Consider the following 24,853-nt stretch of genomic DNA (forward strand, 5'->3'; position numbering starts at 1 on the left):
CTGCACAAAATACCATCGTCAATTCTGTGCATTTTATTTCAAAATAAGCCTTTAACGCTTGGCATTGTACAAAAGGTAAGCTGCTAAAATACCAAAAATGATATTAGGAAACCATACTGCAATCAGTGGTGGAAAATCAGATTGTTCTGCCATAACACCAAAAATCTTATCGAAAAACACAAAGACCATAGCGATACAAATACCAACGGCTAAATTAACCCCCATACCTCCTCGCCTTTTTATTGACGAAACTGCAACGGCAATGATTGTTAAAATAAATACCGAAACAGGTAAACTCCATTTTCTATATAAAACCAATTGAAAACGACCTACATTAGAAGATCCACGCGCTTCTTCTTTTGCTATAAAACGTTTTAAATCTCCATACATTTTAGTTTCTGCGGCATATATTACCGGAATAAGGTCATCTACATGAAAAGAAAAAAGGGTGTCTTTTTTTTGGATTCTTTCTATTTTATCTTCATTTTTACCAATATCTCTTTTAACATAATCAGTTAGTTTATACATAGTATCTTTCTCTATGTATTTTATTCTATTAGCTGTTATTTTAGTAACAAGCTCGTTTCTTTCGAAATGCTCTAGAGTAAAATTTCTTCCTTCTTTATTTTTAACATCAAAACTGCTCACATAAATAATCTCGTTATCATTTATTTGCCTGAATACATTCTTGTTATCTACAGCACTTCTACCTTTTTTTAAATATTTATAGCTAAAGTTGTTAAAGCCCTCGCTTGCTTTAGGTGCTAAAAATAACCCCAGAACAATAGCCAATACAGCAACCACAGAGGCGCCAATCATATAAGGTCTTAAAAAACGTGTAAAAGAAACACCAGAACTTAAAAAGGCAATAACTTCTGTGTTATTGGCAAGCTTAGATGTAAACCAAATAACCGATAGGAATAAAAATAATGGAAAAAGTAAGTGAGCAAAATAGATTGTAAAGTCTAAAAAATAAATCATGACTTCTCCAAAAGGGACTTCATTCTCCAGTATTTTACCAATCTTTTCAGCTAAATGTACTGTGATTCCAATAGGAATAAACAGCAGTAACATCATTAAAAATGTAAACAAATAGCGTTTTAATATGTACCAATCAAGAATTTTCATAAATATTATAAACGATTATCCATTTGTTTCACCATTTTGTCTTTCCATGTTTTAAAATCTCCTGCTAATATATGTTTTCTTGCTTCTCGAACCAACCATAGATAGAATCCTAAATTATGTATCGTTGCTATTTGCTTGCCAAGTAGCTCATTAACTGTAAATAAATGTCTTAAATAGGCTTTACTATATTCTGTATCTACAAATGTTATTCCCATATCATCGATAGGTGAAAAATCGTCTGCCCATTTTAAGTTTTTAATATTTATAGTGCCATGCGCTGTAAATAACATGCCATTTCTAGCATTCCTCGTTGGCATGACACAATCAAACATGTCTACTCCTAACGCTATATTTTCTAAAATATTGATTGGTGTCCCTACTCCCATTAAATAACGGGGCTTGTCTTCTGGTAAAATAGAACAAACCACATCGGTCATAGCATACATTTCTTCTGCTGGTTCTCCAACTGATAAACCACCAATGGCATTACCAACGGCACCAGAATTTGCAATATATTCTGCAGATTGTATACGCAAATCTTTATATGTGCTCCCCTGTACTATTGGAAAAAATGCCTGACTATAATCGTATTTTAAAGGTGTTTTTTCTAAGTGATTAATACATCTATCCAACCAACGGTGCGTCATGTGCATAGAGCGTTTTGCATAACTATAGTCGCAAGGATATGGTGTACACTCATCAAAAGCCATAATAATATCTGCTCCTATACTTCGTTGAATCTCCATAACATTTTCTGGCGTAAAAGTATGGTAGCTTCCGTCTATATGAGATTTAAACTTGACGCCTTCTTCTTTGATTTTTCTATTTGCTGACAAAGAATACACTTGATATCCGCCGGAATCTGTTAAGATATTCCTATCCCAATTCATAAATTTATGGAGTCCACCTGCCTTTTCAATGATATCAGTTTGAGGACGTAAATACAAATGGTAGGTATTACCTAAAATAATGTCGGGATTAATATCGTCTTTTAGCTCACGTTGATGCACTCCTTTTACAGTAGCAACCGTACCAACAGGCATGAAAATGGGTGTTTCTATAACACCATGATCCGTGGTTATTTTACCTGCTCTTGCTTTACTTTGAGCATCTTTTGCTTTTAATTCAAATTTCATCTCTACATCATTATAAGTTGGCAAACCTACATATTTTTTTAATTCTAAATTAGTTTTATTATATCAAATTAATGTAGATCCACTGATCCAATTTATTGAAATAAAAATGTAAGTAAAGATAAATAACAAAAAATCTATAGCAATAATTATAAAAAGGAAATAATATGCTTTTGGCAACGTTTTTGATATTAAGAATCAAATCTAAAAACGAATATTATGAAAAGTTTAAAAAACTTTCACGAACACTTTAAAAATAAAAGTGGCGTGAGTAAAAATCTATTTTTTATTTTGGCAATTGCATTAATTATTCCAACTGCTACAATGGCTCAGAGCCAAATGGTCACTGGTATGGGAATTAAAGCTGGGTTAAATTACAATGCAAATGGTAAGTATTTTGAATCAATTAGCACGAATGCTGATAATCCTGATAGAAATATTGGATACCACATTGGTTTATTTGGTAAAATTGGAAACAGTAGGCTATACTTTAAACCGGAATTAGTTTATACTGCTACTAAAAGTGATTATGCAGACGATGATTTTAAAATGCAGAAAATTGATGCACCTTTATTAGTTGGCACCAGAATATTAGGTCCTATTAGTGTATTTGGAGGCCCTTCGCTTCAATATATTTTAGATTCTGAATTTGACGGTATTTCTATTAATAACATAAAAAATGATTTCTCCGTTGGGCTTAATTTTGGTATCGGATTTAACCTTAATAAAATTGGTATCGATGTACGCTATGAAAGAGGCTTTAGTAAAAATGAAGCCACCTTTTTAAATAATAACAATGTTAACACCAGTAGGCTTGATACCAGACCTGATCAATTAATTTTGAGTTTATCTGTTATTTTATAAGCAAAATTATAAATTTGCAAATAGTAAAAAAGAGCCACTTTAAAGTGGCTCTTTTTTTTACTTATTCATTATAGTTGGTGGTTACATCTTTCTCTAAATAATCATCAACATCATTATTGTTAGAATCTACAATCTTTAACGTTTTTATAGTAATCACACCTGCATTATCAGATCTTTCGACTTCAAACTCAACCTTTTCATCGAGCACAGGTTCTTGTTCTCCTTGATTTGTGTCAACCACATAAGTTATTCGCTCTAATTCATTTCTGGTTAAAACACCATCGCCATCGTCATCAGAATCTATATAATTGTATATAAAACCAGCACGAGCGTCAAAATCCTCATCAGTATTTTCATCAAAAACTTCTCCATCTCCGTCTATATCTTCCAAATAAGAAGGAATACCATCATTATCATGGTCATTTTGTGACGTTTGTAACAATTCAAACTTAAAAATAATCGGAGCATAAGCTGGAATTCCAGCTTGAGCTTGTGAAAAATATCCCAACCCAGAAGGTAAAAACATAACGCCTATACCTTGATTTACAAAACTAACAGTGCCATCTCCATTCTCGACAAAACTTTCTGCTATATTAAATTGAGGGAATACTTTTCTCCAGCCGGGCACTAATGTCGTTAAATCAAACCCTATAGGGCTTACTGCACTATCAAAAATCGCATCATCTAAAGTAAAACCTTCATATTTCACCACGACATTATCTGCAAATGTTGGTGATTCAACGCCTCCTCCTTGTTTTAATTTTAGTATATAATACTCATAATTTGTATCTGCAAAAACAACCTCTTTAGTTTCCAAATTCGTTTCCATTGCCTTTTCAAGTAATGTACTACCATCAGGAACATCTGCTCCATCTGCAAGTTTGGTGATTTTTAAATCAGCAATCGTTGGATTTGTAATCGCTTCAAATTCACTTGAATTGTAATAATGCGTTGCAAAATACTTCAACAATGAATCTTTATCTTTATCTTGTTGTTCCCCTCTATCCCTAACTTCAACAACAGGAACCGTACCATCATCATCATCTTTATTACAGGATAAAAAGCATACAGCTAAACATAACGCAATTAAAGCTATTTTTCTTAATTTCATATTTATTTTTATTTGCTATTTTGAACGACCTCATTTATACTGTGCCGAACACGAATGTTACATTCATTTAATCAATTAGCTCTCAATTTAAATTTTAAGCCTTCGAATGTTTCATTATTGCTTATTTTTGGTGCGCAAGATACAATTTTAAAATAATTTTGCACAAGAACATTAACGTAGTTTTTAGAATAATTGTATGCGAATTGATAAGTATTTATGGTGTATTAGGTATTACAAAACAAGAACACTTGCTACAACTGCTTGTAAAAAAGGTCAGGTACGAGTAAATCAGGAAATTGTTAAACCTAGTAGAGAAGTTTATGCTCAAGACACTATCGAATTAAGAAAGAACCAAATAAACTATAAACTTACTGTAAATGATATTCCAGAAAGTAGAGTTGGTGCCAAGTTAGTTGATATTTATAGAACAGATATTACGCCCAAAGAACAATTTGAGGCCCAAGAGCTTTTAAAATATTCTAAGGATTATTATAGAAAAAAAGGAGTTGGTAGACCTACTAAAAAAGATAGAAGAGATATTGATGATTTTACAGATGAAAATTTTAATCACAAAGATGACTAATTATTGGATGTTCAATATGACTATTAAAAAAAATAAACTTTCTCAGGGCAAGCCATGAGGTATTAAATTCCCAAAAAAAAGAAAATTCCAAATTCAAAGATCCCGCTGAAAAGCAGGATTAGTTCAACTATCTGTTTTGAATGCATTGCTTTTGCTACTTTTCAAAACAGAGTTTCACTAATAAACAAATAAAAATGAGTAATTTTATCCTTTAATTTTATAATTAACTATTATGGCTGTTAAGAATAACATCATCCTTAATCATAACGAAATCAATCATAAAATAAGACGTATTGCTTTTCAGATATATGAAAACAATGTCAATGAAAAAGAAGTTATTCTTGCTGGTATTGATAAAAATGGTTATGTATTTGCAAAAAAATTAAAAACTGTACTTCAAAAAATATCTGAGATAAATCCTGTACTATGTAAAGTAACTATTGATAAAAAGAATCCTTCTGCTGCTATTGAAACCTCTATTTCATCAGACGATTATAAGAACAAGTCTTTAGTACTGGTTGATGATGTTTTAAATTCCGGTACTACTTTGATTTATGGTGTTAGACATTTTTTAAATGTTCCACTTAAACAATTTAAAACAGCCGTTTTGGTAAACAGAAACCATAAAAAATATCCTGTAAAAGCAGACTTTAAAGGAATTTCTTTATCTACTTCTCTACATGAACATGTACATGTGGTTTTGGAAGGCAAAGCTTTTGAAGCTGTTCTAGAATAATTGTAATACTAGTTCTTCAATAATATCTTCTTCTGTTTTGTTATCACTTGTTATAGTAACTTCAGATAAGCTATAAAATTGAGAACGTTCAAAAAGGTGTTTTCCAATAAACTCTGTAAATAATTCGTCTGTTTCAAGATGAGCAATTAGTGGGCGCTTACTCTTTTCTTTTTTTAGCCTTGTTACCAAAGTAGGTATTGAAGCTTTTAAATAAATACTCTTTACACCAACTTTACTTCTAATAAAATCCATATTATTACTATAGCATGGCGTCCCCCCTCCTAGCGATAAAACTAATTTAGTTTTATTATCTAAAAGTTCTTTTAGATACAATGTTTCTATCTTTCTAAAATATATTTCGCCTTTAGATTTAAAAATGTCACTAACTAGTAATTGCTCTTTTTCTTCTATATAATCATCTAGATCTATAAAATCATAGTTTAATTTTTTTGCTAAAATTCTACCTAAAGTCGACTTTCCTGAAGCCATATACCCAATTAAAACTACAATCATTTTCTTGTTATAAATTGATTATTAAAAACATACGTTTTAGTGATGCAAAAAAACAAAAAAATCTTTAAAAAAAGTATTGTTTAATTAATAAAACATTTTATATTTGCACCCGCTAACAACAACGTTAGTATTGAAATAATGACCTGGTAGCTCAGTTGGTAGAGCATCTCCCTTTTAAGGAGAGGGTCCTGGGTTCGAGCCCCAGCCCGGTCACTTAAAATCAACCAAAAAGCCCTAAAACTTATGTTTATGGGCTTTTTTCATTTTAATTACTTTCAATTGACATAATTATTAGCATCAAAAAGGTGCGTTAATCGGTGCCTACATTTGTTAAACACAGGTTAACTTTTTAAATATCAGCTGTTTAAAATAGCGGTTCGAGCCCCTGTCCGGTCACTAAATAGGATATCATCCAAAATCAAAACCTTACTAATTATATGACTATCAAGGCTTTATAGTTTTTAGGCAATCATTTAATTTGATTCGATTTGGTTTTAAAGATTCACAAATCGTCAACATTTTGATTCGCTGAAAAAATGTTGACCACTACTCTTGTAACTTACTGATTACATGAACAATAACCGATTTGACTTTCGTTTTACAAAATTGAAATGATTTATTGGATTCTATTCCATAGTTGAACTCACGGTGGGATGTTTAATTCCTCATTTTTAATGAGTTAAATTAATATGATTTCCTATAAGCATATTAATAACCCCAACATCTGCATTGTTTTTTTAGTTTTGAGAGTCATTAAATTGGCTTTGAGAAAAGATATAGTTTTGACTACCATCTAACCTTATCAATATATTAGCATAAATATCACAAACTACCTTTTTAAACTGAATAGCTAGACATCATGATTCCTTGCCGTTTTTTATGATATAGCACATTAATTATCTTCCATAGACGCGGTAATAGCTATACACGTTACGGGTTTCATTTTTTTATATTCAATTCCTATATAAGAAAAACCTGCTTCTTTTAGCTGAATTGCTATTTCTTTTGCTATCTTTTTTATTTGAGCCTCATTTTTCGCCTCATGAGGCTGATAAGTTAAAATAAAATCTCCGTGGGGTTCCAAAAGGCTATTTATTAGTATAAATTTTTTCACTGGATTGTTCCAAAACAAATGCACATTTGATAAGAATATAGTATCAAACCAAGGTAATTCATTTATTATATCTTCTAATTCACAACAATATAACCTGACCTTGTTTTTATCAATATATTTTTTATTTAACTTACAGGCTTGTTTATGCATAATCTCTGAGTGGTCAACACCAAATACAAGTTGGGGGTCAGATTTTTCACAAATTCTATTGATAGCCAGACCAGAACCATAGCCAATTTCTAAAATCGTTTCAAGTTCAATAGGGTTTACTTTTTCTATGGTATAGTTTATTCTTTCACTATTTTTTATGTTCATTAACTTTCCTATGAGGCTTCCTATATAGCCTGTTGGTTTTTGAAACTGTTGAAAAAAATACTTTTTAATTATCTTTTTGTTTCCTCCATTGTTTTCTCTTTTCAAAATTAGTTTTGAATTTATTCTCCCAATATTCATAGAATTGATGATATCTTATACATGCATTACTATATTCTCTTTGATTCTCTTTGATCTGAAGTCTTATGATATTGTTTACTCAAAGCTAATAAGAATACTGGCTCAAAAATGCTCATTTACAATTTTTGAATACTCAAATAATAGAAAAGTAATACTTTAATTCTTTCGCTTTTCGAGAATAAGAATTTCATTTGGTGTATTTCCAAATTGTTTCTTAAAAGCATCAATAAAGTGGCTAATATTAGAATACCCTATTTCATAGCCAACTTGTGTAACCGTATGCCTGCAAGTACGTAAAAGTTCCAGTGCATACAACATTCGCTCTTTTTGAAAATCCTGATAGGGAGATAAACCAAACACTTTCTTATAACTTTTCTGAAATTTACTCTCACTCATGTTGGCCTTTGAAGCCAATAGGGAAACAGATGAAAAATTAGAAAGGTCTTTTAGCATTTCTTTCCTTACTTCAAACAGATGCTCTACATCTAAAATGTTCAAATCAAAGCGTTCATTGCCAAGTTTTCTATTTTCCAATCTATCAAAGAAGAGCGTAAGAGCCTCTAAGGTTTTAGCCTTAAGGTAGTTTATATGTGTAGGTGATTTAAATGAATGCTCTAATAAGTTTGTTAAAATAGATTTAAGCGTATAATCGAAAGATTCAAAAAAATAAAAAGGTATTTGTTGATTAATTTGTTGGCTTATTGTTAAACTCCGAAAGCCAATAAATATTTTATTGAGCCACTTCTTTGAAACCGTAATGGTTAACAACGTTAATGACTGGGTTTTTGGAAAATGGATACGACTTCCTATTTGCGGAGAGGCAAAGAAAATACCATAAGGAGATTCTAGATTGGTATTAAGAGCTTGAGCATCTACCGTTTGAAACACTTCACTTTCAGAAGCATAGAAAATAATGGGATAATATTCACTATCGTTTACTGCTGTTCTAACAGCAATAACAGGTTTACTTAACTTTCCCTGAATGATAGTGACAGCCAACCCTTCCTCAATTTCATATTGTACTATACTTCCAATTCCCAAAGGTCTAGGAAATTCAATACTATTATCAACTATATCCTGACCAAACTGTTTACTTATATTTTTAAGCCATTCGGAAGGATGGTTTGATGAAAAAAAAAGTTCTAATGCGTGTCCTTTATATGCCATAATATAGATTGTAAAAATATTAAAAATTGTATCTAAATCCGTATCAATTATTACAAATAATAGGACAATTTGAATTTTAAAAAACGATCCTTCCCGTAGAAGTTAAAAACTCATGATTACTAAAACTGTTTAGTAACCTACGCTCCAATTGTAACTTAAGTCGATTAATGTAATCGCCATTTTGGTCCTTGAATCAGCGCAAAATTTCCACCCATATTTATTTTTCCTGCATACAAAACTACCCCTTGAGGTTGAAGAATTTATTTTAGTTCCTTTCTTTGCAAAAATATCGACACCTTTGTGAGTGACAGACTTTCCCTAAGGGTAATACCAAAATGATTTTGAATTATAATCAGATTTATTAGCTCCCTTAACAGGCATTTTCAAATTCTGTGGGATTAAAAAACCAATAATAAGAATTGTTAATACTCCTAAATAATATTTTTCTTTTTCTTTTAAAATCTGATTTTTAAATGCAGGTAGTAGTTTGTGTATGGCATTGTAGTATCGCGTAGGGTGTTATGCACTATACACCTTTTTTGTTAGCTGCTGCAATTAAGATATTATTATTTAATTCATACAATTTACAAAGGTCATTCATTTTTTTACGGAAGGCTACTTGATAATAATTTGGCATTTGGGTATTATTTGCTGTAAAAAACTTTTCATATTTTTCTATTAGTTCTGGATAGTGTTTTTTTATAGCATTCAACATCAATGTTTTACTATCAGCTTTTCCATTCCCAAATAAAGTGATAGTCGCTGGAAAAATGTAGTCAATGCCAATCTTTTTGAACAAGGAAAATGATTGATGTAATTGTTCTGACGTGTCTGATATATATGGAATTAATGGCATCAAACTCACTCCTGTAAAGAATCCTTGATTGATGGTGTTTTGTAAGGTTAATAATCTTTTGGAAGGTAAAGTTGCTCCTGGTTCAAAAATCTTTGCGACTTCATCTTGTATTGTTGAGAACGAAAAACTAATGATTACTCCTTTTTTTAATTGGGGCAAATCTGATGGTAGTATAGCGTCTCTTTCTATTTCTTTCAATAGTTCAAAATCACGTACTATCATATCTGACTTTGTAATAATATGAACTGGAAACTTGTGCTTATGAATTACTTCTAAAGCCTGCTGTGTCAACCTATATTTTTTCTCAATTTGAAGATATGGGTCGGTAACTGAGGAAAGTACTATGATTCCATATTGCTTTTTCTTCGCTCGGTTTGCTAATTGCTTATCCAATAATTCTATAGCGTTGGTCTTAACTGACAAACTTTGTTCTAAGTTAAAGCCATACTTGCTTCCTCTTATATAACAATACAGGCAATTAAATGAGCAACTGCTATACGGGTTGAAGGTATAGTCGTCTAGAAACCATTTGTCTCTTTTCTTTGTCTTGTTTAAGACGGATTTAACCTGAATTTCTTTTGTCATAATTATGTCTTTCAAGACCAATAATGATTTTTCTTCGAAACCAATTGGCTACTTTTTCTTGATTGTGAATTTCCGCATGGTATTGTTCAATAACATCAGGGTGAAATCTTGCTGTAGTTTTTGCTGCCCAACCAACTCCTTGTCGTATTTCTTTTTCTTGGGTGTTTGCCATTGAAATAAGAATTAAAAATACAGTGGCTACATGTTGCTTGTCCAATCCTTTTCTAACGGCATTATGCACTCCTGCTCCTAATGATCGTATAACCCATTTTTTCGGGTGATTTGAAAGTTTTGTCATCACAGGAATGGTTTTTTTCGGGTAGTGTCGCAGCGCATAACCGTAAGTTCTTTCGCCTATTATATCACATACATACCAAATATCGGCTTTTGAAGTGTATTCAGTGGTTTTGTCTAGGGATTCCTCAAAATGATCTTCAAGTCTATTTTGTAGTATAATCCCAAGGATAACATTGCCTCCCTCTGTCTTTAAAGCTTCTATTTTATCGCATAACAGAATTTGCTCATTTTCTTTTATTTCTCGTGACAACTCATGTGCACAGAATTCAAGTAGAGGAAATTTCACTTTCCTGTTTAATATTTGGTTACTTAGCTCTGCTAAACAAGCTGTGATTCCTTTTTGGTGATATGCTTGTATGCAGTTGCTTAGGTATATCTTTATTTCGCTTTTTCTGGTTACTATGTTCATTTTTGACGGGCTTATTTAAGTAGGTCTTTCATTGGTGTTCTTCGTTCTGAAAATTCCTCATCAGTTTCCCAAATGGTAGGGTAATATTCAAAGAGACGTAGTGAATATTCAAATTCTATGGTTTCTCCTGTGTCTAGTTTTTCTCTACCTAGTAAGTAATAGGTTTCTCCGACATGGTTGTTGAAGTATCGTTTTGCTTTTGTGAACGTTATGGTGTCTCCAATGTTGTATTTTTTGAGGAGGGTTGTGTCTTCTTCTGAAAAGGAATCAACATAATAATCACTGTATCTGTTTGCGAGATTAGGGTTTTGGTATAGTGCTACTGGTCGTGTGACAATAAAGGGATTGTTTAAATAGTTTTTGAAGCGTGGGTTTTGGGAGATATCTGTGGTTGACTCATAAAGTATAAACCAAAGGAATAGACCAATTAATACAAGTGCTGTAGTTAATATAGCCAATATAATTATTGTGGATTTCTTCATAATTTATTATCGTTGTTAAGTGGCGTTTTCTTTTTTAATTCAAAAAGTCTGGCTTTCCCATACCAAACTATTTTTTCATCCATATCCCACTTTATTTCAATATTTCTATACATTGTACTTTCTGTAGAGTTACTGCTAATATAATTTAACATTTTGCCATTTTTATCTTTTAAAATTATTGTTGCCATATTATCACTTCCTCCCCCAGGCATTGCAAAAGGCATTTGTTCCTCATATAACTCAAGTTTGAATTGTTTATCAGGATTCCATACGGTCTTCATTAAAGTTATGTTGTCCTGTTTGCTATCATAACAGGAACTGAACTCTTTACTACCTACTAATTTAGTATTCTTATAAAATTTCCATTCTCCACATGGGCAATCTGAAAATTCGCCAACTCTTTTAAGTATTGATTCTTGAATTAATTGTCCTTTTCTATATTTTTTGATCTTTTTAATTAATAAGAGAGAGTCACAATTAGATTTTTGACCTAATTGAAAGGCTTCATTTTTTATTATTGAATGAATTTCAGCTCCATTTTGAGTATATAATGTATCTTGTTTTATTGATATTAAACACTTGTTTACTCTACCTGTATATTTAATTGAGATTATTTTTCCTTTCCAATACCCAACTTTTTTATAGGTTGAATCATTAATCGTAAATTTTATTTCTCTAATTTCATTTATATCATACTTGTTTAAAGCATTATGCCAGTACAGCGTATCTGTTTTTTGGGAAAACCCTTGCATGAATGAATTGCACAAAAAGAAAATCAATATTGCTCTATATCTCATATTTATTTAAAATTTATGCATTACAGATATCTTTTATTGTTAAAATTTCAATTTCTTTTAGTATTCCTTTTAATAAGGATGGTCCAAAAATCTTATGAAATGGACGGATTGGTAAAAAATAAAGTTTCCCGAACCAATTTTTAAATTCAACTACGATTGTGAGAGTAAGTCTTTTTTTTGTATGTTGAATTTTGTCCATTTCAGAATACAATGAAACTCTAAAATTTAAATGACTATCGTCTTCTCCTAAAATTACTTCCTTGTTATTTCTAAAAATCACTTTAAAAAGTCCTATTTGTTCTCCTTGCTCACATTTAAAATTGGTTAACTGTTTTTCTTGGACCTTTATATTCCCTACCTTCTTAATCCCAAATATCCCAACAACTTTGTCTCGAAATATTATTAATAGGTTAATCCATTTGGGTATGCTTCCAAAAAAAGCCCTTCCAACATCAGCTGATGTTATTAAATTATTACAATCTCTATAACACCCTTGGAAACTGCTAACATAATCGTGTGTGTGTTTTGAAATATTTAATATTGAATCTGCTGGAATTTTCATTTTAGAATGCATTGCTTTTTATTCTCTTTCATTCTTTAAACTTCTTTATCACTTTTTCTACTCGTTTTCTTTTGGTTTCTTTCTCAATGTCATGAAGTCTAGAATTAAGTGTTTTTATAAAAAGTGCCTTGTTTTTCTCATTAATTACAGGTATTACTCTTTCAGCATACATTGGAAGTTGATTAGTAGGGCTTTTTAAAAGTTGTTCCATTAGTAGATTAAAAGCATCTTTTGAGTATTTTTTAATTGCACACAATTTTATTAAAATATTTACTACATGGTCTTTGGTAATAACAGATCCTCTGTCGGCAGCAAAAAGAATGACCGGAAGTGCATCATATATTGCTTTTGGTCGTTCGTTTACAATGGTACCAAGAGCTGTCATTGCTCCCCATTGAAGTCGGTTGTTTTTATGGTCTAATAGCTCCATAAATTCATCGATATAATCAGCTATAAGCTTTGGTGCTCGTTCTCCAATTTCATAAAGCACTTTAATACAATCATTTTGTATTGCTTTTTTGTTGGATAGGTTTTTAACCAATTCTTTAACAGCCTTTTTATCTGCGGTCTGTATAATTTCTTCTGCCAATTCTATATTAGGGACCTCATCTCTACTGTCTAATGAGGATGCTAGTTTGTCAATAATATTTAGTTTTTTTTCCATCTTTCTAGTTTAGGTGTTTTTTTAGCGAATGAATTTGCAAAGAGAGACATAAAAAACCCCATACTTTTCATTTTTTATTTCTCTTTCAAGTATAAATATTCAGAAGGTTTAATAAATACATAATAAATGCCTAGCAATAATTTCCAACCTGATAAATTAGAACCTACCTCTAGTTATGTAGTTTCATTTTCTCTACTAATAATTTTAAGAGGCTTTGTTTTACACCAATCAATTTTCACATATATTTTGTTCTCTTTTAAATCGACTTCAAAAGTTTTAGTTTTTCCATCATTAATTGTGTCAACTTTTTTTTGTTAATATAAATTCCAATTGCCCTTGCCTTATTAGTATATTGGTTTGTTCTATTAATTTCTATTACTGGTTTGCACATTTTAAAAAGATTTATCTTTGTAAGCTAGTTCATTCATCAAATGAATTGTTCTTTATAGGGAATGAGAAACATAGTCCTATAAATCTTTCAATATCTCTTGCTTTTTATTTTTGTACTCTTCTTCTGAAATCAACTCTATTTCAAACATTTCTTTGAGTTTCTTTAGCTTTTCCAAAGGATCATTAGTATTCTGCTGAGCTTGGTTTTGTGATTGGTTAGGGGTGTTTACATTTTGTCCCATTCCCATCATACTGCCCACTTGCATTCCTGCACCCAAACCTGCTCCTATTCCGGCTATTCCTCCTTCATTTTTGGCAGCATCTCGTAATGCCTTTAGTTGTTCTATTTTTGTGTAATCTAGCCCAGCCAATTTTGCTGCTTGTACTTCTGCATTAACATCTGCTATTCTTCCAATTCGTTTTTCAGTATCGTCATCAAATGAAGTACCTTCTATTCTAAAATCAAGCAATTGAAACCCTAGTTCTTTAAAAATGGCTTCGGTATTTTTTTTAGAATAATTAGCTATTTCATTTACATTACTATCAATTTCTGCATAAGAGAATTTAGCATTGGCTAAATAATTAGTAATGGGTTGTACAATTCTAGAAACAAATATTTCTTGGATTTCTTCTACAGTAAATAATTCTAGCCCTCCAACTACCTGGGTAAAGAAATTCTTGGGTTCGGTAATTTTAATAGAATAATTTCCAAAAGTTCTTAACCTAACAGGAAAAGTATAAACAGGATCATCATATTTTATTGGTGAACGAGTGCCCCAACGAATATTTAACATATCTGTTTTTTTGTAAAACCACAATCCTGTTTTGTGCTCACTTTCTGCATCACCAAAAAAAGTGATAAACTTTTTAATGGTGGTTAAAAAAGGAATGTTATCTGTTTTTAAATCGTATAACCCTTCTTCTTCAAAAATGGCTTCTATCTTACCTTCGTAAGTAAATAGACAACCTTGTCCAGGCCCTATTATAAGTTTTGATGCATTTTTTATTTCATCTCCGTTATCCGTAAACTTAATAAAAAGTTGGTCTTGCTGAGGATTTTCCCATTGAATGACTGACCTTAATTGATTTTTTATGTTCATTTTACTTCTTATTTAATGTCTATATCATTTTATTTGTTCCAGTCTATGAACCCTTTTACGGTTATAAAATGCTTCTTTATCTGGAACAAGTTCTACAATAAAATCGTAGTACTTGTTAATGTATTCTACCTTATTTTTATTTAAATCGTTCTGAATTTGATCCATCTTTGTTTTTTCATCAGTAACCCAACGATCAAGTTTAAGCAATTCATGCTCTAAATTTGCCTCTTTTATAGTAAGATCGATTACGTGCTCATTGGCTAAATGGATAACACAGTTATGTTCAATAGCTAAAATTCTATCATCTGGTTCATAAGAATTTACTGTTCCACATGAACGACACTTTACGTTTTTTGCCATAAAAGAATAAATGGTAATGTCCATTATATCGCCACATTGTTTACAGTTATGAATTTTATTTAAATCAATATGAGCCATAACATTCTCTTGAATTTTGCGAGCTGCATTAGCAAAAGCTCTATTGGATTCGAATTTATATTTTGTAAGCATTTTATGATTTAGGTCATGGTATTTATTATACTGTTCCATTCGCTCTTTATCAGTAGCATCATCCTCATATTCATCATAATTTTCATTTTCATCATAATTTTCATCCTCATCTTCATATTTAGCATAATCTATAGCTTCAAATGATTGCTCCATTTTGTTTGCCCAAGTGTCATCTGTTTTGCGCATAAGTGACAAAAGTTGACTTTGCACCCCATTCCATGCATTAATAATACTAACAGAATCATATGTAATCTGATCTATTAACATTTGAGTTCCTTCTTTTGATTGGTCAATAATCAAGTCGAATCGCTCTTCAATTTTACTGAGAAAAGTATCCCATTTTTTTACTAATTCTTCCTTAGATTCCATAATTGTTTAAAATAAAGGTGTTCCGCAATAAAAACAATCTCCATATTGCTCTTCTTCCGATCTTGCAGCCCCACAAGTTTTACATTTGACGCTATATGATTTATCTCCTGAATCTCCTGCAGAATATTTATTCAAACTACCTGCTGCATTGGCAAACACATCTGCCATTGAAACTTTCGGTTTGATGTCTCCCAAATATCGTTGAAGCTCAATGGTAACAAGGTCACTTAATGTAAACCTATTAAAGGAGTCTAATAATTTACTTGCTTCTGAAGATTCAGTTGGTCGGTTTTGCAAACTTTCAAGTTCAGATTGGGTGTTTTTTTGTAATTGCTGGAGTACTTTTCGATATTCTGCAGGAAAAGCTACTGCTAGATTGAATTGTTTAGATTGCCGAGCATTTTGTTTATCTTTTTCGGAGCTAGGTTCAATGCCTTCTTGCTCCAAGAGTATACGCCATTTTGTATGGCTCGATCTGGCCGTATCATTGATTTCTTTCAATTTAGCATTGAATTGATCAATGAATTCTTTCAATAAAGCTTTCGACAATTTCGGTTCAGGGAGATCTTCCGGTCCCTGAACCGAATTATCAGTTGGAGTAGTTTTTTTTATACTCATTTTACTATGATAAAAAATAATTGATTAAAAATCGATGTCCGAATTACTATCTCCAGCCATATATTTCGCCTCGTACTTAGCAGTATACTCTTTTTCTAATGGAATATACTTGACTGTATCAGACATATATTCAGACATCCAAAAAGTCGATGAGTTAGACCAATCCACAGCAGTCATATCAAACATAGCTAATACATCTTGTGCATCTTTTCCTTGTTGACAAAGTAAATCCAGCGCAATTCGAACTTCTATATATTTCTCAAATGGAAAAGATTCAGCATTGATATTACTGGATTCTCCTAAGTTTCCAGTGGCAGAACTTGTAAATGCATCCGCATAGATTGTCGCAATTGTACCACTTTCATCATTGCTCATTCTTGTCATCCATTCTTCGCTGACTTTATCCCATCCTGCTTTGTCCTTTTTTGTAATACGCAGGGCTTCGTCAACAGTTCCATTATTTGCTACACTTGCGAATGCTTTTGCCCAATCTTCTAACGATACACCATCTACTGGTTGTAAATCTTCACGATTGGAGTCAATTTGCTCTTGTAACTGTGCTTCATGTACTTCCTTCGCTCGATCAAGTGTTGCTTGTGTAAAAGAATGTTCATTGAAAGAAGTGTACGCAGCTGCTAAAAAATCATTATAATGCTCTTCATTCTTAAATCCAAATTCCGCATAAAAGTTATCTAGTCCATCATGAAAATCATCTTCATCCATGTCTTCTTCCATAACAGCATACTTTTCACTTACAGCTAAAAGTTTATCAGCGATTTCTATCTCAGAAAGATTCTCCCAACCTTGTGGATAAGGAATATCTTTACCTAATTCTTGTTCTTCATCTTCATCTTGCTCTTCATCCTCATCATATTCTTCATCCTCATCATACTCTTGATCGTATTCTGTTTCATTTTCCGATTCGCTAGCATACTCATCCTTTTCAATTACTTTTTCATCTTTTTTTTCTTCGTTTTCCGCTAATTCTTTTGCTTTGTTAGCGATTTCTTTTGCTTTGTTTTTTAGGTTGTTAAATAATCCCATCTTTTTTAGTTTTAATTAATTTTTTTTATAAATAGTTATATATAATGTGATTTAAATTATTTTAATGACATCTGAAATCTTTCATACTAATTCCTGAAAAGGTTTGATCGAAAGCTATAATCATAAAATAGTTTTTACCCTCTTTTTGTTCTTTTCTGTAATTACCACATGAGTACACAAACAGTATCAAAATACAGAACAGAACTATTTTTATAACGTAGCTTAAGTTATTCATGTTTTTTTATTTATCCTCCTTATCCATTCTCAAGAGTGATCAAAAAATAGTAGTCAATTGTTAGGTGTATTGTTTACCGTTTCAACTTTTGGACTTGCTCTGCTTTTTTAGTAGAATAGTCATCACAACTATTTGATAAAAACCCAATGATTAAAATACTTTATATACATTTTATTATCATTTAATAAGTTCAATTATTCTGTATATGAAATGAAATAAAAAAAGCTTCTCTACCACACATTTAATTATTGTATAGTAGAGAAGCTCAAAAACTTAAACTATAAGCTATTCTCTAATAGTTCTTGCAATGATTCTGCTCTATTCGAAACCAAATCGATATTGGTAGTTGGTGCAGCATCTAAGGTTAATACGCCACCGCTAAAAGAACTCCATGCTCTTGTATTTCCTTCATTGTCCTTATGTTCAATAACAATTTTATTAAGACTTTCTGCAATGGCTTCTTTTCCCATATCGTCAGCACAAATATTCTCTAATGCTTTAATTAATGGAAAAAAGTAAACCTTAGGAAAGGCTTCTTCATACAAATGGCTCATTCCATCTTTTGCAAGAGAATTCCAATTTACCTCTATTTCAATTTGTTTTCCTAACGTTTCAAGTATTTTACTTTCTAATTCTTTGTAAGTTCCTTCCTGAAACGCTTTTACTACTCTTTTTTCGGCTAATCCCATAATGTTTGTTAATAATAAATATTTAATTTGTGTTTATAATTTTTCTTCTATTAATTTTTTAAGCTCCTGCTCAAACTGAGCAGGAAAGTTCTTGCCAAAATTGATATGTATCAATAATTGATCATTGCCTTTTGCAACAAAGGTTTCCTTGTTAGTTTCTTTTATATGAATTTCGCTGAGTTTCAATAGAGCTTCATTTCCTAAACTATCTTTTGCTATATCATTTAATGAATTGCTTAAAATTTCAATAAAACAACTAAACTGAAACTTAGTCTTATCTGAATTTGATGTATCATTTATAATATCACTTGTCAACTTAATAGCGTAAGTTCTATTAAGAGTATTTTCTATTTCATTGAATTTTCTTTTCAATTCTAAAACAGTCGGTACTTTATTAACTGGAACTTCTAAGTATTCTCCACCTGTTAACTTATCTAAAATCAATTCAGGATGTAAAATCTCTATTGAGATCAGATGGTTTGAAGTGACATAGGAGATGCTTTTTCTCTCTAGAATTAAGACTACAACATTGTTTTCATGATCAATATTTATTGGAACTCCTTCAACAACATTAGTATTTGTTAGAGCCATTCTAACCGTTAATAGTTTTTTGTTATCGACTATTTTTTGATTATAAGTAATGACCCTCCATAATATATCTAAAGGCTTTTCTGCTTTAAGAAAAGGAATCATTTCGGTTAAAATCATTTTATTAAATTATATAGATTAGGGGGTACATAAATCCAAAGGTTATTTTTTAAAGTTAAAAACAAGAAAAGACTACTCTTAAAAAGGAATATATTTGATTTAAAAGACCATATTAGAGGGTTAAACTTTTCATTTATATTTAAATAGGTCGCGCAACCTTCTCGTTTTTCCGACAGTGTTTAAATAGAGTTTTAATATTTTTATGGTTTTGATTTGCATATCATATACATTGTTAAATCTATCTTTTCTTTTTCCAGAGGTATTAAAACTAATTCAAAAGGTTCTTTAAATAACTAGATTTTTCCTGGCTTAATACAATTACATCTTCAAACCTTGGATTAAGTTTAATTACCAATTGTCCTGGTTTATATTGTGCCAAATATTCTATTGCATTAATATTAACTATAACCTTCCTGTTAACTCTAACAAACTTGTTGGCATCTATACAGCTTTCAATACTAGATAGAGAGCCATTAATAGGATAATTATTCCCATTAAATGATCTAATAAAAACAATATCATCTTTATAAAAGTATGCTATATCATCAATTTTTAATGGTGTGTATTTATTGCCTAATTTTACCAAAAAACGCTCTTTAAACAATTTAGGTTTAGCCACCTGCTCTAAACTTTTAACTTTTTCTTTTACTTCATTTACTTCCTGTCTAAAAGACTTCTCTCTCCTTATCTTAAAAAACTTCATGATAGCTTGATAAAAATCTTTTTCTGTAATAGGTTTTAACAAATAATCTATTCCATTGTTTTTAAAAGCCTTTATAGCATATTCATCATAAGCTGTTGTGAAAATTATTGGACAATTAATGTCTACATAGTTAAAAATTTCAAAACATGAACCATCACTTAATTGAATATCCATAAAAATTAAATCTGGATTATCATTTTCTGCAAACCATTTTAATGCATCAAGAATATTATCAATTTCTTTTTCAACAATAATTTCCTCAGAGCAATATTTATTTAATAAATTAACAATATGATTACTTGAAACACTCTCGTCTTCAACAACAGTAACTTTGATCATAAACTCTGTATTAATTTATATTTTGATTCAAATGCCCCACGTTGTTCTAAATTTTGAGAAAAGCTTAAACTTGTTGAAATAGTACATAAAATGAAAATTATTACTTTCTGCTTGGTATTTTTTAGCTTTATCCTAACTTTTTGGAATGACTACGATAGTTAATAATGTTGTTATTAAACATCATTAGACGTAAAAAAACAACGAAGGCAAAAGCATGGATAAATTTTATTTCTGGTAGCTGAAACAAGTCTGTTAATACTTTAACCCAAATCCATTTTAAAATTATACCAGTAATTATGGTAATGGTAAGATTTGTGAAGAATCCGCGTTTGTGCTCTTTTGTGAAGTACGATTTCGTTTCCATTATATTAAAATTAATTTTACATAAACAAAATAAGCGTATCAATGGAAGTTAACATACCCAAAAACATCCAATCTGTAACCAAAAACAGTCTCTCTCCACTTTTCTAAGCCTAAATATTTTAGTACGTGTTTTAAAAAGAAGAATAATTTAAAGTGTTAGGAAGTAGAACAATATACTTCTTAGAGTTTGGAATTAATTATATTTGCAATCAACGAAAGTTAATTTGACATATTATAAATGAAGTAAGGTTCACAGCTCGTCAACATGGATTGTGAAATTCAACAAATAGCTTACCGGTACTGGGTTTCAAGCATTAAGTTCTGACTCCTGCCCGGTCACTGGAATCACTTCAAGATTATTCAAAAAGTCCCTAAACGTTATGTTTATGGACTTTTTCGTTTTAATTACTTTCAATTGATGCCATTTATAAAAGATCAATCCCAAAAGCTGTATTTAGGCAAAATTTGCGTTAATATAAAGAGAACTAATTCTACGTTTTTGATACCTCTAAACTGGCCCCTAAAGGCTTTAATCTTAGCATTGAAAGAGTTCAGCCGAAGCATTGGCACTTCTGTTTATAAAATAATGAAGTATAGATCTATAATTTATTGTTTTGGTATTTGCAATAGAATAAATAAATCCAATTATGACTTATAGATTTTCAATTTTGTTTTTTCTAAATTTAAAAATACTCTAATAAATATTTCATTTTTAAGGAATATGAATTAAATAAAGTCTAGCTGATGTTCATTAATAAACACATTTTAATCAAATTTTTATACTATTTGTCAAATACATGTGTTATTTTTAACAAATGGTAAAATAAATTAAGCTTATATTATAACTTAACTTTATAAAAATTGAAAATTTATAATATAATAAGAGCAATAACTGTCAAGTTCTAATAAATATGGGAATATTACCAATTCTAAAGAGGGTTACAGAATTATTCCAAAACTGGCTTCTTTTAGATATCTCCAATCGTCCATTTTTAGTAGATTCACATACTAAAATATTTGGAGCCCCTTGCCATGTAGTCGTTTTTGCTCTAAACTATGTATTAGTGCAATGGGGTGTTTTGAACATTCTTTATAGAGGTAAGTTATTTTTATGTGTTTAGTTTTTAATCCTATTATTATATGTCATGAGCAGCAAAAGAGTTACTATAAGTGATATTGCACAAAAGCTTAATATATCTGCATCTACCGTTTCTAGAGCATTAAAAAATCATCCTGCTTTAAAAAAAGAAACGATTAAGGCAGTTCAGGATTTGGCAAATAAATTAAACTACCAGCCCAACCTTTTAGCATTAAGTTTACGCCAAAAAAAAACGAATACTATAGGTGTCATTATCCCAGAAATAACTAGCCACTTTTTTTCATCCATAATTACAGGAATACAAGATGTTCTTGTAAATTCAGGATATAATATAATTATCTGCCAATCAAATGAATCGTATAAGGAAGAACTTGCTATTGTAGAAAATTTATTAAGAATTCGTGTAGATGGCGTTTTAGTGTCTCCTTCTTCAAGAACAAAAAAGTTTAATCATTTCTCTAAACTCAAACAAAGTGGTGTTCCTATTGTTGTATTTGATCGGGATTGCCCTAATTTAGAAGTAGATAAAGTTTTGGTAGATGATTATGATGGTGCTTTTCAAGCTATAGATTACCTAATAAAGTCAGGTTGTAAAAAAATTGCACATCTAAGTGGTCCAAAAAATCTATCAACAACCAATCATAGGCTTCAAGGATATCTGGATGCATTAAAAAAAAATAATCTCCCGGTTAAAGAAGAGTATATTGTTCATGCATCAGGATTCACTCATGAAGAAGGCATACAACCCACAAAAACATTATTACGTTTAAAAAATCCACCAGATGCTATTTTTGCAATAAATGATTGCATAGCCATTTCTGCTATGTACATAGCAAAAAAACTTGATTTTAAAATTCCTGAAGATATTTCAATCATAGGCTTTGATGACGAACCACATACGCGCTATTTTAAACCTGCCTTATCAACGGTTTGGCAACCCGTTTATAGTATTGGCATGCTCTCGGCTAGAATTTTATTAAGTCATTTGAAAAATCCCGACAACACTCCAAAACTTAGAAAAGAGATTTTTAAACCTGAACTTGTTATTAGACATTCTTCTATTAAAATTTAAGTTTAATGCCTAAGCTAATAGTTGAACATTTGCCTATTCTCTTTATAGTAGCTAGTTTTTTAATACGTTCATAAACCAGAGTCAAAGTAAGGTCTGTTATTTCTTTATTACTAATATTAGCATTTTCCTGTAAAATGTTCAATAATTTAAGCCTTTTCAATCAAGTTTCATAGAACAGTAATTTTAAACTAAAAAGTTATTTATTGATCAAAACAAACAGAACAATACAACTATAAATATTCATATACATAAATTTATTTACTGTTTTTAAAAAAAATAAAGCATTTTAATACAAAACAAGTACGTTTTACAGTAGATTTGTTCTTGTTTAAATTTCAAATAATGCTTCATAGCTTAACATATTTAAATGAATAGAGCTCAGTAGATGATTTCATAACTTATAAGTAAAACCTCAATATTTTAATAATCAAAATGGTTAGGATTAGTAAGGTTCGTCAAAAAAATTATATGCAGCTAATACTGATCTAAATAAATCAAGGTATACACATAAAAACTAAAATCATATTGACATGCAAATAATTAGAAGAATTACCAGCATCCTTTTTTTGTCTGTTTTCATAGGACATGCACAAAAAAATGACATATCTATTATAGTACAACCTTATTTACAAGACGTAACTCCAAATTCTATTAAAATACTATGGGAAACTTCTAGTGGAGAAGAAAGCATCGTAGAATGGGGATTAACTCCTAAATTAGGGAAGAAAGCAAGAGGACATGCTTTTGATATTAATTTTAGCGCATCCAGAATTCATGAAGTAAAGATTAATGGTTTAAAACGATTTACAGAATATTATTATCGTGTTAAGACCGAAAAAGCAACTTCAGATATCTTTCAGTTTAAAACACCTCCTTTTGCTAGTGATAATGAGTCTTTTAAAATAGTAGCGATGAGCGATATGCAATACGACTCACAAAATCCAAATAAATTTTCTGAAATTGTTAATGAGGGGGTCTTGTCTTATATTGAAGAAAAGTTTAAAGGCAGTATTTCTAAAAACTTAGCAATGGTTTTAGTTCCTGGCGATTTAGTGCCAAATGGAACTAATTATAATGAGTGGAAAGACAAGTTCTTTAATCCTGCAAAAAAACTTTTAACAGATGTACCTCTATATCCTGTGTTAGGGAACCATGAAAGAAATTCAATTTTTTATTTTAAGTATTTTAGCCTTCCAGATAATGGTACACCAGCTTATGCAGAGCATTGGTGGTATAAAGATTATGGAAATACTAGAATTATTGGGTTAGATTCCAACACAGACTTCATAAGTACTTCACAACAAATCAGTTGGTTAGAAAACGTTTTAAATAAAACAGCAAAAGATGAAAATATTGATTTTGTTTTTGCTCAAATTCATCATCCTCATAAATCAGAATTATGGATTCCAGGTGAAGCAGATATCACAGGAAAAGTAGTAAAAGCTTTAGAAAAGTTTACTACAGAAACAGGTAAGCCAAGTATTCATTTTTTTGGACATACCCACGGCTATTCAAGAGGGCAATCTAAAGACCATAAACATCTATGGGTAAATGTAGCATCTGCAGGTGGAGCCATTGATAATTGGGGCGAGTTTGAAGGCAGAGATTATGACGAATTTACTGTAACGCAAGATGAATATGGTTTTGTAATGGTAGAAGTGGACGGTAGCGAACATGATCCTAAATTTACTGTAAAAAGAATTAGTAGAGGTAATGAAGAAATGCCTAGAAACAACGAGCTTAGGGATAGTATTACAATTTGGAAAAAAGAAAGAAAGCCCATAACTCCGGAATCTATATCACCAAATAACGAAACTGTAGCAATTACAGGAACCGTATTGAAAGCTGGAGAATTCAAGAGTACTTACAATGGTGCTTTTCACGCCGCTTCCCATTGGCAAGTATCTAAAACAAAAGATTTTTCTAAACCTGTATTGAACAATTGGAAACAATTTGAAAACTGGTACTACAAAGAAAATAGACAAAAAAATGATGATTTAACAGATGAAAAAACAAAACGTCTCAAACCAAACACAACCTATTATTGGAGAGTACGCTATAGAGATCAAAACCTGAATTGGAGTGATTGGTCCAAAACATTGATATTTACAACCAAAGAATAAGAGAAAATAGTATGAATAAAAAATCGAATTATTATTG

The 24,853-nt window shown here is 30.8% G+C and carries 26 protein-coding genes and 1 tRNA gene; 7 read left to right on the forward strand and 20 right to left on the reverse strand.

Translation table 11 applies throughout. From position 1 onward, the window contains the following. Nucleotides 1–51: 51 nt before the first annotated feature. On the reverse strand, nt 52–1,128 hold the full coding sequence (locus tag Q4Q47_RS00250) for an LptF/LptG family permease (RefSeq protein ID WP_303304645.1): 1,077 nt from the start codon (nt 1,126–1,128) through the stop codon (nt 52–54). 5 nt (nt 1,129–1,133) lie between these two features. After that, nucleotides 1,134–2,264, reverse strand: coding sequence for a tRNA guanosine(34) transglycosylase Tgt (gene tgt, locus Q4Q47_RS00255; protein WP_303308428.1), 1,131 nt, complete (start codon nt 2,262–2,264; stop codon nt 1,134–1,136). Nucleotides 2,265–2,585: 321 nt separating this feature from the next. Here tgt and Q4Q47_RS00260 point away from each other — a divergent pair, with 321 nt between their 5' ends. Continuing rightward, on the forward strand, nt 2,586–3,125 hold the full coding sequence (locus tag Q4Q47_RS00260; RefSeq protein ID WP_456298833.1) for a hypothetical protein: 540 nt from the start codon (nt 2,586–2,588) through the stop codon (nt 3,123–3,125). A gap of 61 nt (nt 3,126–3,186) precedes the next feature. Here the strand turns inward: Q4Q47_RS00260 and Q4Q47_RS00265 are convergent, their stop codons facing one another. Continuing rightward, on the reverse strand, nt 3,187–4,236 hold the full coding sequence (locus tag Q4Q47_RS00265) for an FKBP-type peptidyl-prolyl cis-trans isomerase (RefSeq protein WP_303304647.1): 1,050 nt from the start codon (nt 4,234–4,236) through the stop codon (nt 3,187–3,189). 196 nt (nt 4,237–4,432) lie between these two features. Here Q4Q47_RS00265 and Q4Q47_RS00270 point away from each other — a divergent pair, with 196 nt between their 5' ends. Beyond that, on the forward strand, nt 4,433–4,819 hold the full coding sequence (locus Q4Q47_RS00270) for an RNA-binding S4 domain-containing protein (protein ID WP_303304648.1): 387 nt from the start codon (nt 4,433–4,435) through the stop codon (nt 4,817–4,819). A 232-nt stretch (nt 4,820–5,051) separates the two neighbouring features. Further along, the gene (locus tag Q4Q47_RS00275; RefSeq protein ID WP_303304649.1) at nt 5,052–5,555 is read left to right on the forward strand and encodes a phosphoribosyltransferase domain-containing protein; all 504 of its coding nucleotides are present in this window, start codon (nt 5,052–5,054) and stop codon (nt 5,553–5,555) included. On the opposite strand, the gene Q4Q47_RS00280 is transcribed toward Q4Q47_RS00275, so the two are convergent. Beyond that, a complete protein-coding gene (locus Q4Q47_RS00280; protein WP_303304650.1) occupies nt 5,547–6,068 on the reverse strand; it encodes a shikimate kinase in 522 nt (173 codons plus the stop codon). The two genes, Q4Q47_RS00275 and Q4Q47_RS00280, sit on opposite strands and share 9 nt — an antisense overlap. Nucleotides 6,069–6,208: 140 nt before the next feature. Between Q4Q47_RS00280 and Q4Q47_RS00285 the strand changes: the two genes are divergently transcribed. After that, nucleotides 6,209–6,281: transfer RNA gene (locus Q4Q47_RS00285), tRNA-Lys, on the forward strand. 679 nt (nt 6,282–6,960) lie between these two features. Here Q4Q47_RS00285 and Q4Q47_RS00290 read toward each other — a convergent pair. The 15 genes from Q4Q47_RS00290 to Q4Q47_RS00360 form a co-directional block, all read right to left on the reverse strand. Beyond that, nucleotides 6,961–7,602: a class I SAM-dependent methyltransferase gene (locus Q4Q47_RS00290; protein ID WP_303304651.1), complete on the reverse strand. Its 642-nt coding sequence runs from the start codon at nt 7,600–7,602 to the stop codon at nt 6,961–6,963. 189 nt (nt 7,603–7,791) lie between these two features. Beyond that, on the reverse strand, nt 7,792–8,802 hold the full coding sequence (locus tag Q4Q47_RS00295) for a helix-turn-helix domain-containing protein (protein ID WP_303304652.1): 1,011 nt from the start codon (nt 8,800–8,802) through the stop codon (nt 7,792–7,794). Nucleotides 8,803–9,328: 526 nt separating this feature from the next. Further along, nucleotides 9,329–10,243 carry an SPL family radical SAM protein gene (locus Q4Q47_RS00300; protein ID WP_303304653.1) on the reverse strand — a complete coding sequence of 305 codons (915 nt, stop codon included), beginning with the start codon at nt 10,241–10,243 and terminating at the stop codon, nt 9,329–9,331. Further along, nucleotides 10,221–10,949 carry a DNA alkylation repair protein gene (locus tag Q4Q47_RS00305; protein ID WP_303304654.1) on the reverse strand — a complete coding sequence of 243 codons (729 nt, stop codon included), beginning with the start codon at nt 10,947–10,949 and terminating at the stop codon, nt 10,221–10,223. Before Q4Q47_RS00305 ends, Q4Q47_RS00300 begins: the two co-directional genes overlap by 23 nt. 11 nt (nt 10,950–10,960) lie before the next feature. Further along, nucleotides 10,961–11,431 carry a hypothetical protein gene (locus Q4Q47_RS00310; protein ID WP_303304655.1) on the reverse strand — a complete coding sequence of 157 codons (471 nt, stop codon included), beginning with the start codon at nt 11,429–11,431 and terminating at the stop codon, nt 10,961–10,963. Beyond that, on the reverse strand, nt 11,428–12,228 hold the full coding sequence (locus Q4Q47_RS00315) for a hypothetical protein (RefSeq protein WP_303304656.1): 801 nt from the start codon (nt 12,226–12,228) through the stop codon (nt 11,428–11,430). Before Q4Q47_RS00315 ends, Q4Q47_RS00310 begins: the two co-directional genes overlap by 4 nt. Nucleotides 12,229–12,241: 13 nt before the next feature. Next, nucleotides 12,242–12,790: a DUF2867 domain-containing protein gene (locus Q4Q47_RS00320; protein WP_303304657.1), complete on the reverse strand. Its 549-nt coding sequence runs from the start codon at nt 12,788–12,790 to the stop codon at nt 12,242–12,244. Between the two features lie 28 nt (nt 12,791–12,818). After that, nucleotides 12,819–13,454, reverse strand: a complete 636-nt coding sequence (locus Q4Q47_RS00325; protein ID WP_303304658.1) for a hypothetical protein — start codon at nt 13,452–13,454, stop codon at nt 12,819–12,821. A gap of 467 nt (nt 13,455–13,921) precedes the next feature. Continuing rightward, the gene (locus Q4Q47_RS00330; RefSeq protein ID WP_303304659.1) at nt 13,922–14,944 is read right to left on the reverse strand and encodes an SPFH domain-containing protein; all 1,023 of its coding nucleotides are present in this window, start codon (nt 14,942–14,944) and stop codon (nt 13,922–13,924) included. 24 nt (nt 14,945–14,968) lie between these two features. Then, nucleotides 14,969–15,823: a hypothetical protein gene (locus tag Q4Q47_RS00335; protein ID WP_303304660.1), complete on the reverse strand. Its 855-nt coding sequence runs from the start codon at nt 15,821–15,823 to the stop codon at nt 14,969–14,971. 6 nt (nt 15,824–15,829) lie between these two features. After that, entirely contained in the window at nt 15,830–16,441 is a 612-nt protein-coding gene (locus tag Q4Q47_RS00340; protein ID WP_303304661.1) for a hypothetical protein, read from the reverse strand. A 24-nt stretch (nt 16,442–16,465) separates the two neighbouring features. Then, a complete protein-coding gene (locus tag Q4Q47_RS00345) occupies nt 16,466–17,485 on the reverse strand; it encodes a DUF6620 family protein (RefSeq protein ID WP_303304662.1) in 1,020 nt (339 codons plus the stop codon). Nucleotides 17,486–17,998: 513 nt separating this feature from the next. Next, nucleotides 17,999–18,409, reverse strand: coding sequence for a hypothetical protein (locus Q4Q47_RS00350; RefSeq protein ID WP_303304663.1), 411 nt, complete (start codon nt 18,407–18,409; stop codon nt 17,999–18,001). Nucleotides 18,410–18,442: 33 nt separating this feature from the next. Next, the gene (locus tag Q4Q47_RS00355) at nt 18,443–19,117 is read right to left on the reverse strand and encodes a hypothetical protein (protein WP_303304664.1); all 675 of its coding nucleotides are present in this window, start codon (nt 19,115–19,117) and stop codon (nt 18,443–18,445) included. Between the two features lie 268 nt (nt 19,118–19,385). After that, on the reverse strand, nt 19,386–20,159 hold the full coding sequence (locus Q4Q47_RS00360; RefSeq protein WP_303304665.1) for a LytR/AlgR family response regulator transcription factor: 774 nt from the start codon (nt 20,157–20,159) through the stop codon (nt 19,386–19,388). A 1,274-nt stretch (nt 20,160–21,433) separates the two neighbouring features. On the opposite strand from Q4Q47_RS00360, the gene Q4Q47_RS00365 reads away from it, so the two are divergent. Both Q4Q47_RS00365 and Q4Q47_RS00370 read left to right on the forward strand, forming a co-directional pair. Then, on the forward strand, nt 21,434–21,643 hold the full coding sequence (locus Q4Q47_RS00365) for a hypothetical protein (RefSeq protein ID WP_303304666.1): 210 nt from the start codon (nt 21,434–21,436) through the stop codon (nt 21,641–21,643). A 24-nt stretch (nt 21,644–21,667) separates the two neighbouring features. After that, nucleotides 21,668–22,693, forward strand: coding sequence for a LacI family DNA-binding transcriptional regulator (locus Q4Q47_RS00370; protein WP_303304667.1), 1,026 nt, complete (start codon nt 21,668–21,670; stop codon nt 22,691–22,693). Here the strand turns inward: Q4Q47_RS00370 and Q4Q47_RS23755 are convergent. After that, nucleotides 22,683–22,853 (reverse strand): winged helix-turn-helix transcriptional regulator, encoded by a 171-nt coding sequence (locus tag Q4Q47_RS23755; RefSeq protein WP_408612107.1) that lies wholly within the window; start codon nt 22,851–22,853, stop codon nt 22,683–22,685. The genes Q4Q47_RS00370 and Q4Q47_RS23755 overlap by 11 nt on opposite strands. A 370-nt stretch (nt 22,854–23,223) precedes the next feature. Between Q4Q47_RS23755 and Q4Q47_RS00375 the strand changes: the two genes are divergently transcribed. After that, nucleotides 23,224–24,816, forward strand: a complete 1,593-nt coding sequence (locus tag Q4Q47_RS00375) for a fibronectin type III domain-containing protein (protein ID WP_303304668.1) — start codon at nt 23,224–23,226, stop codon at nt 24,814–24,816. Nucleotides 24,817–24,853 lie beyond the last annotated feature (37 nt).

Source organism: Flavivirga spongiicola, assembly GCF_030540825.1.
Classification (GTDB): Bacteria; Bacteroidota; Bacteroidia; order Flavobacteriales; family Flavobacteriaceae; genus Flavivirga; species Flavivirga spongiicola.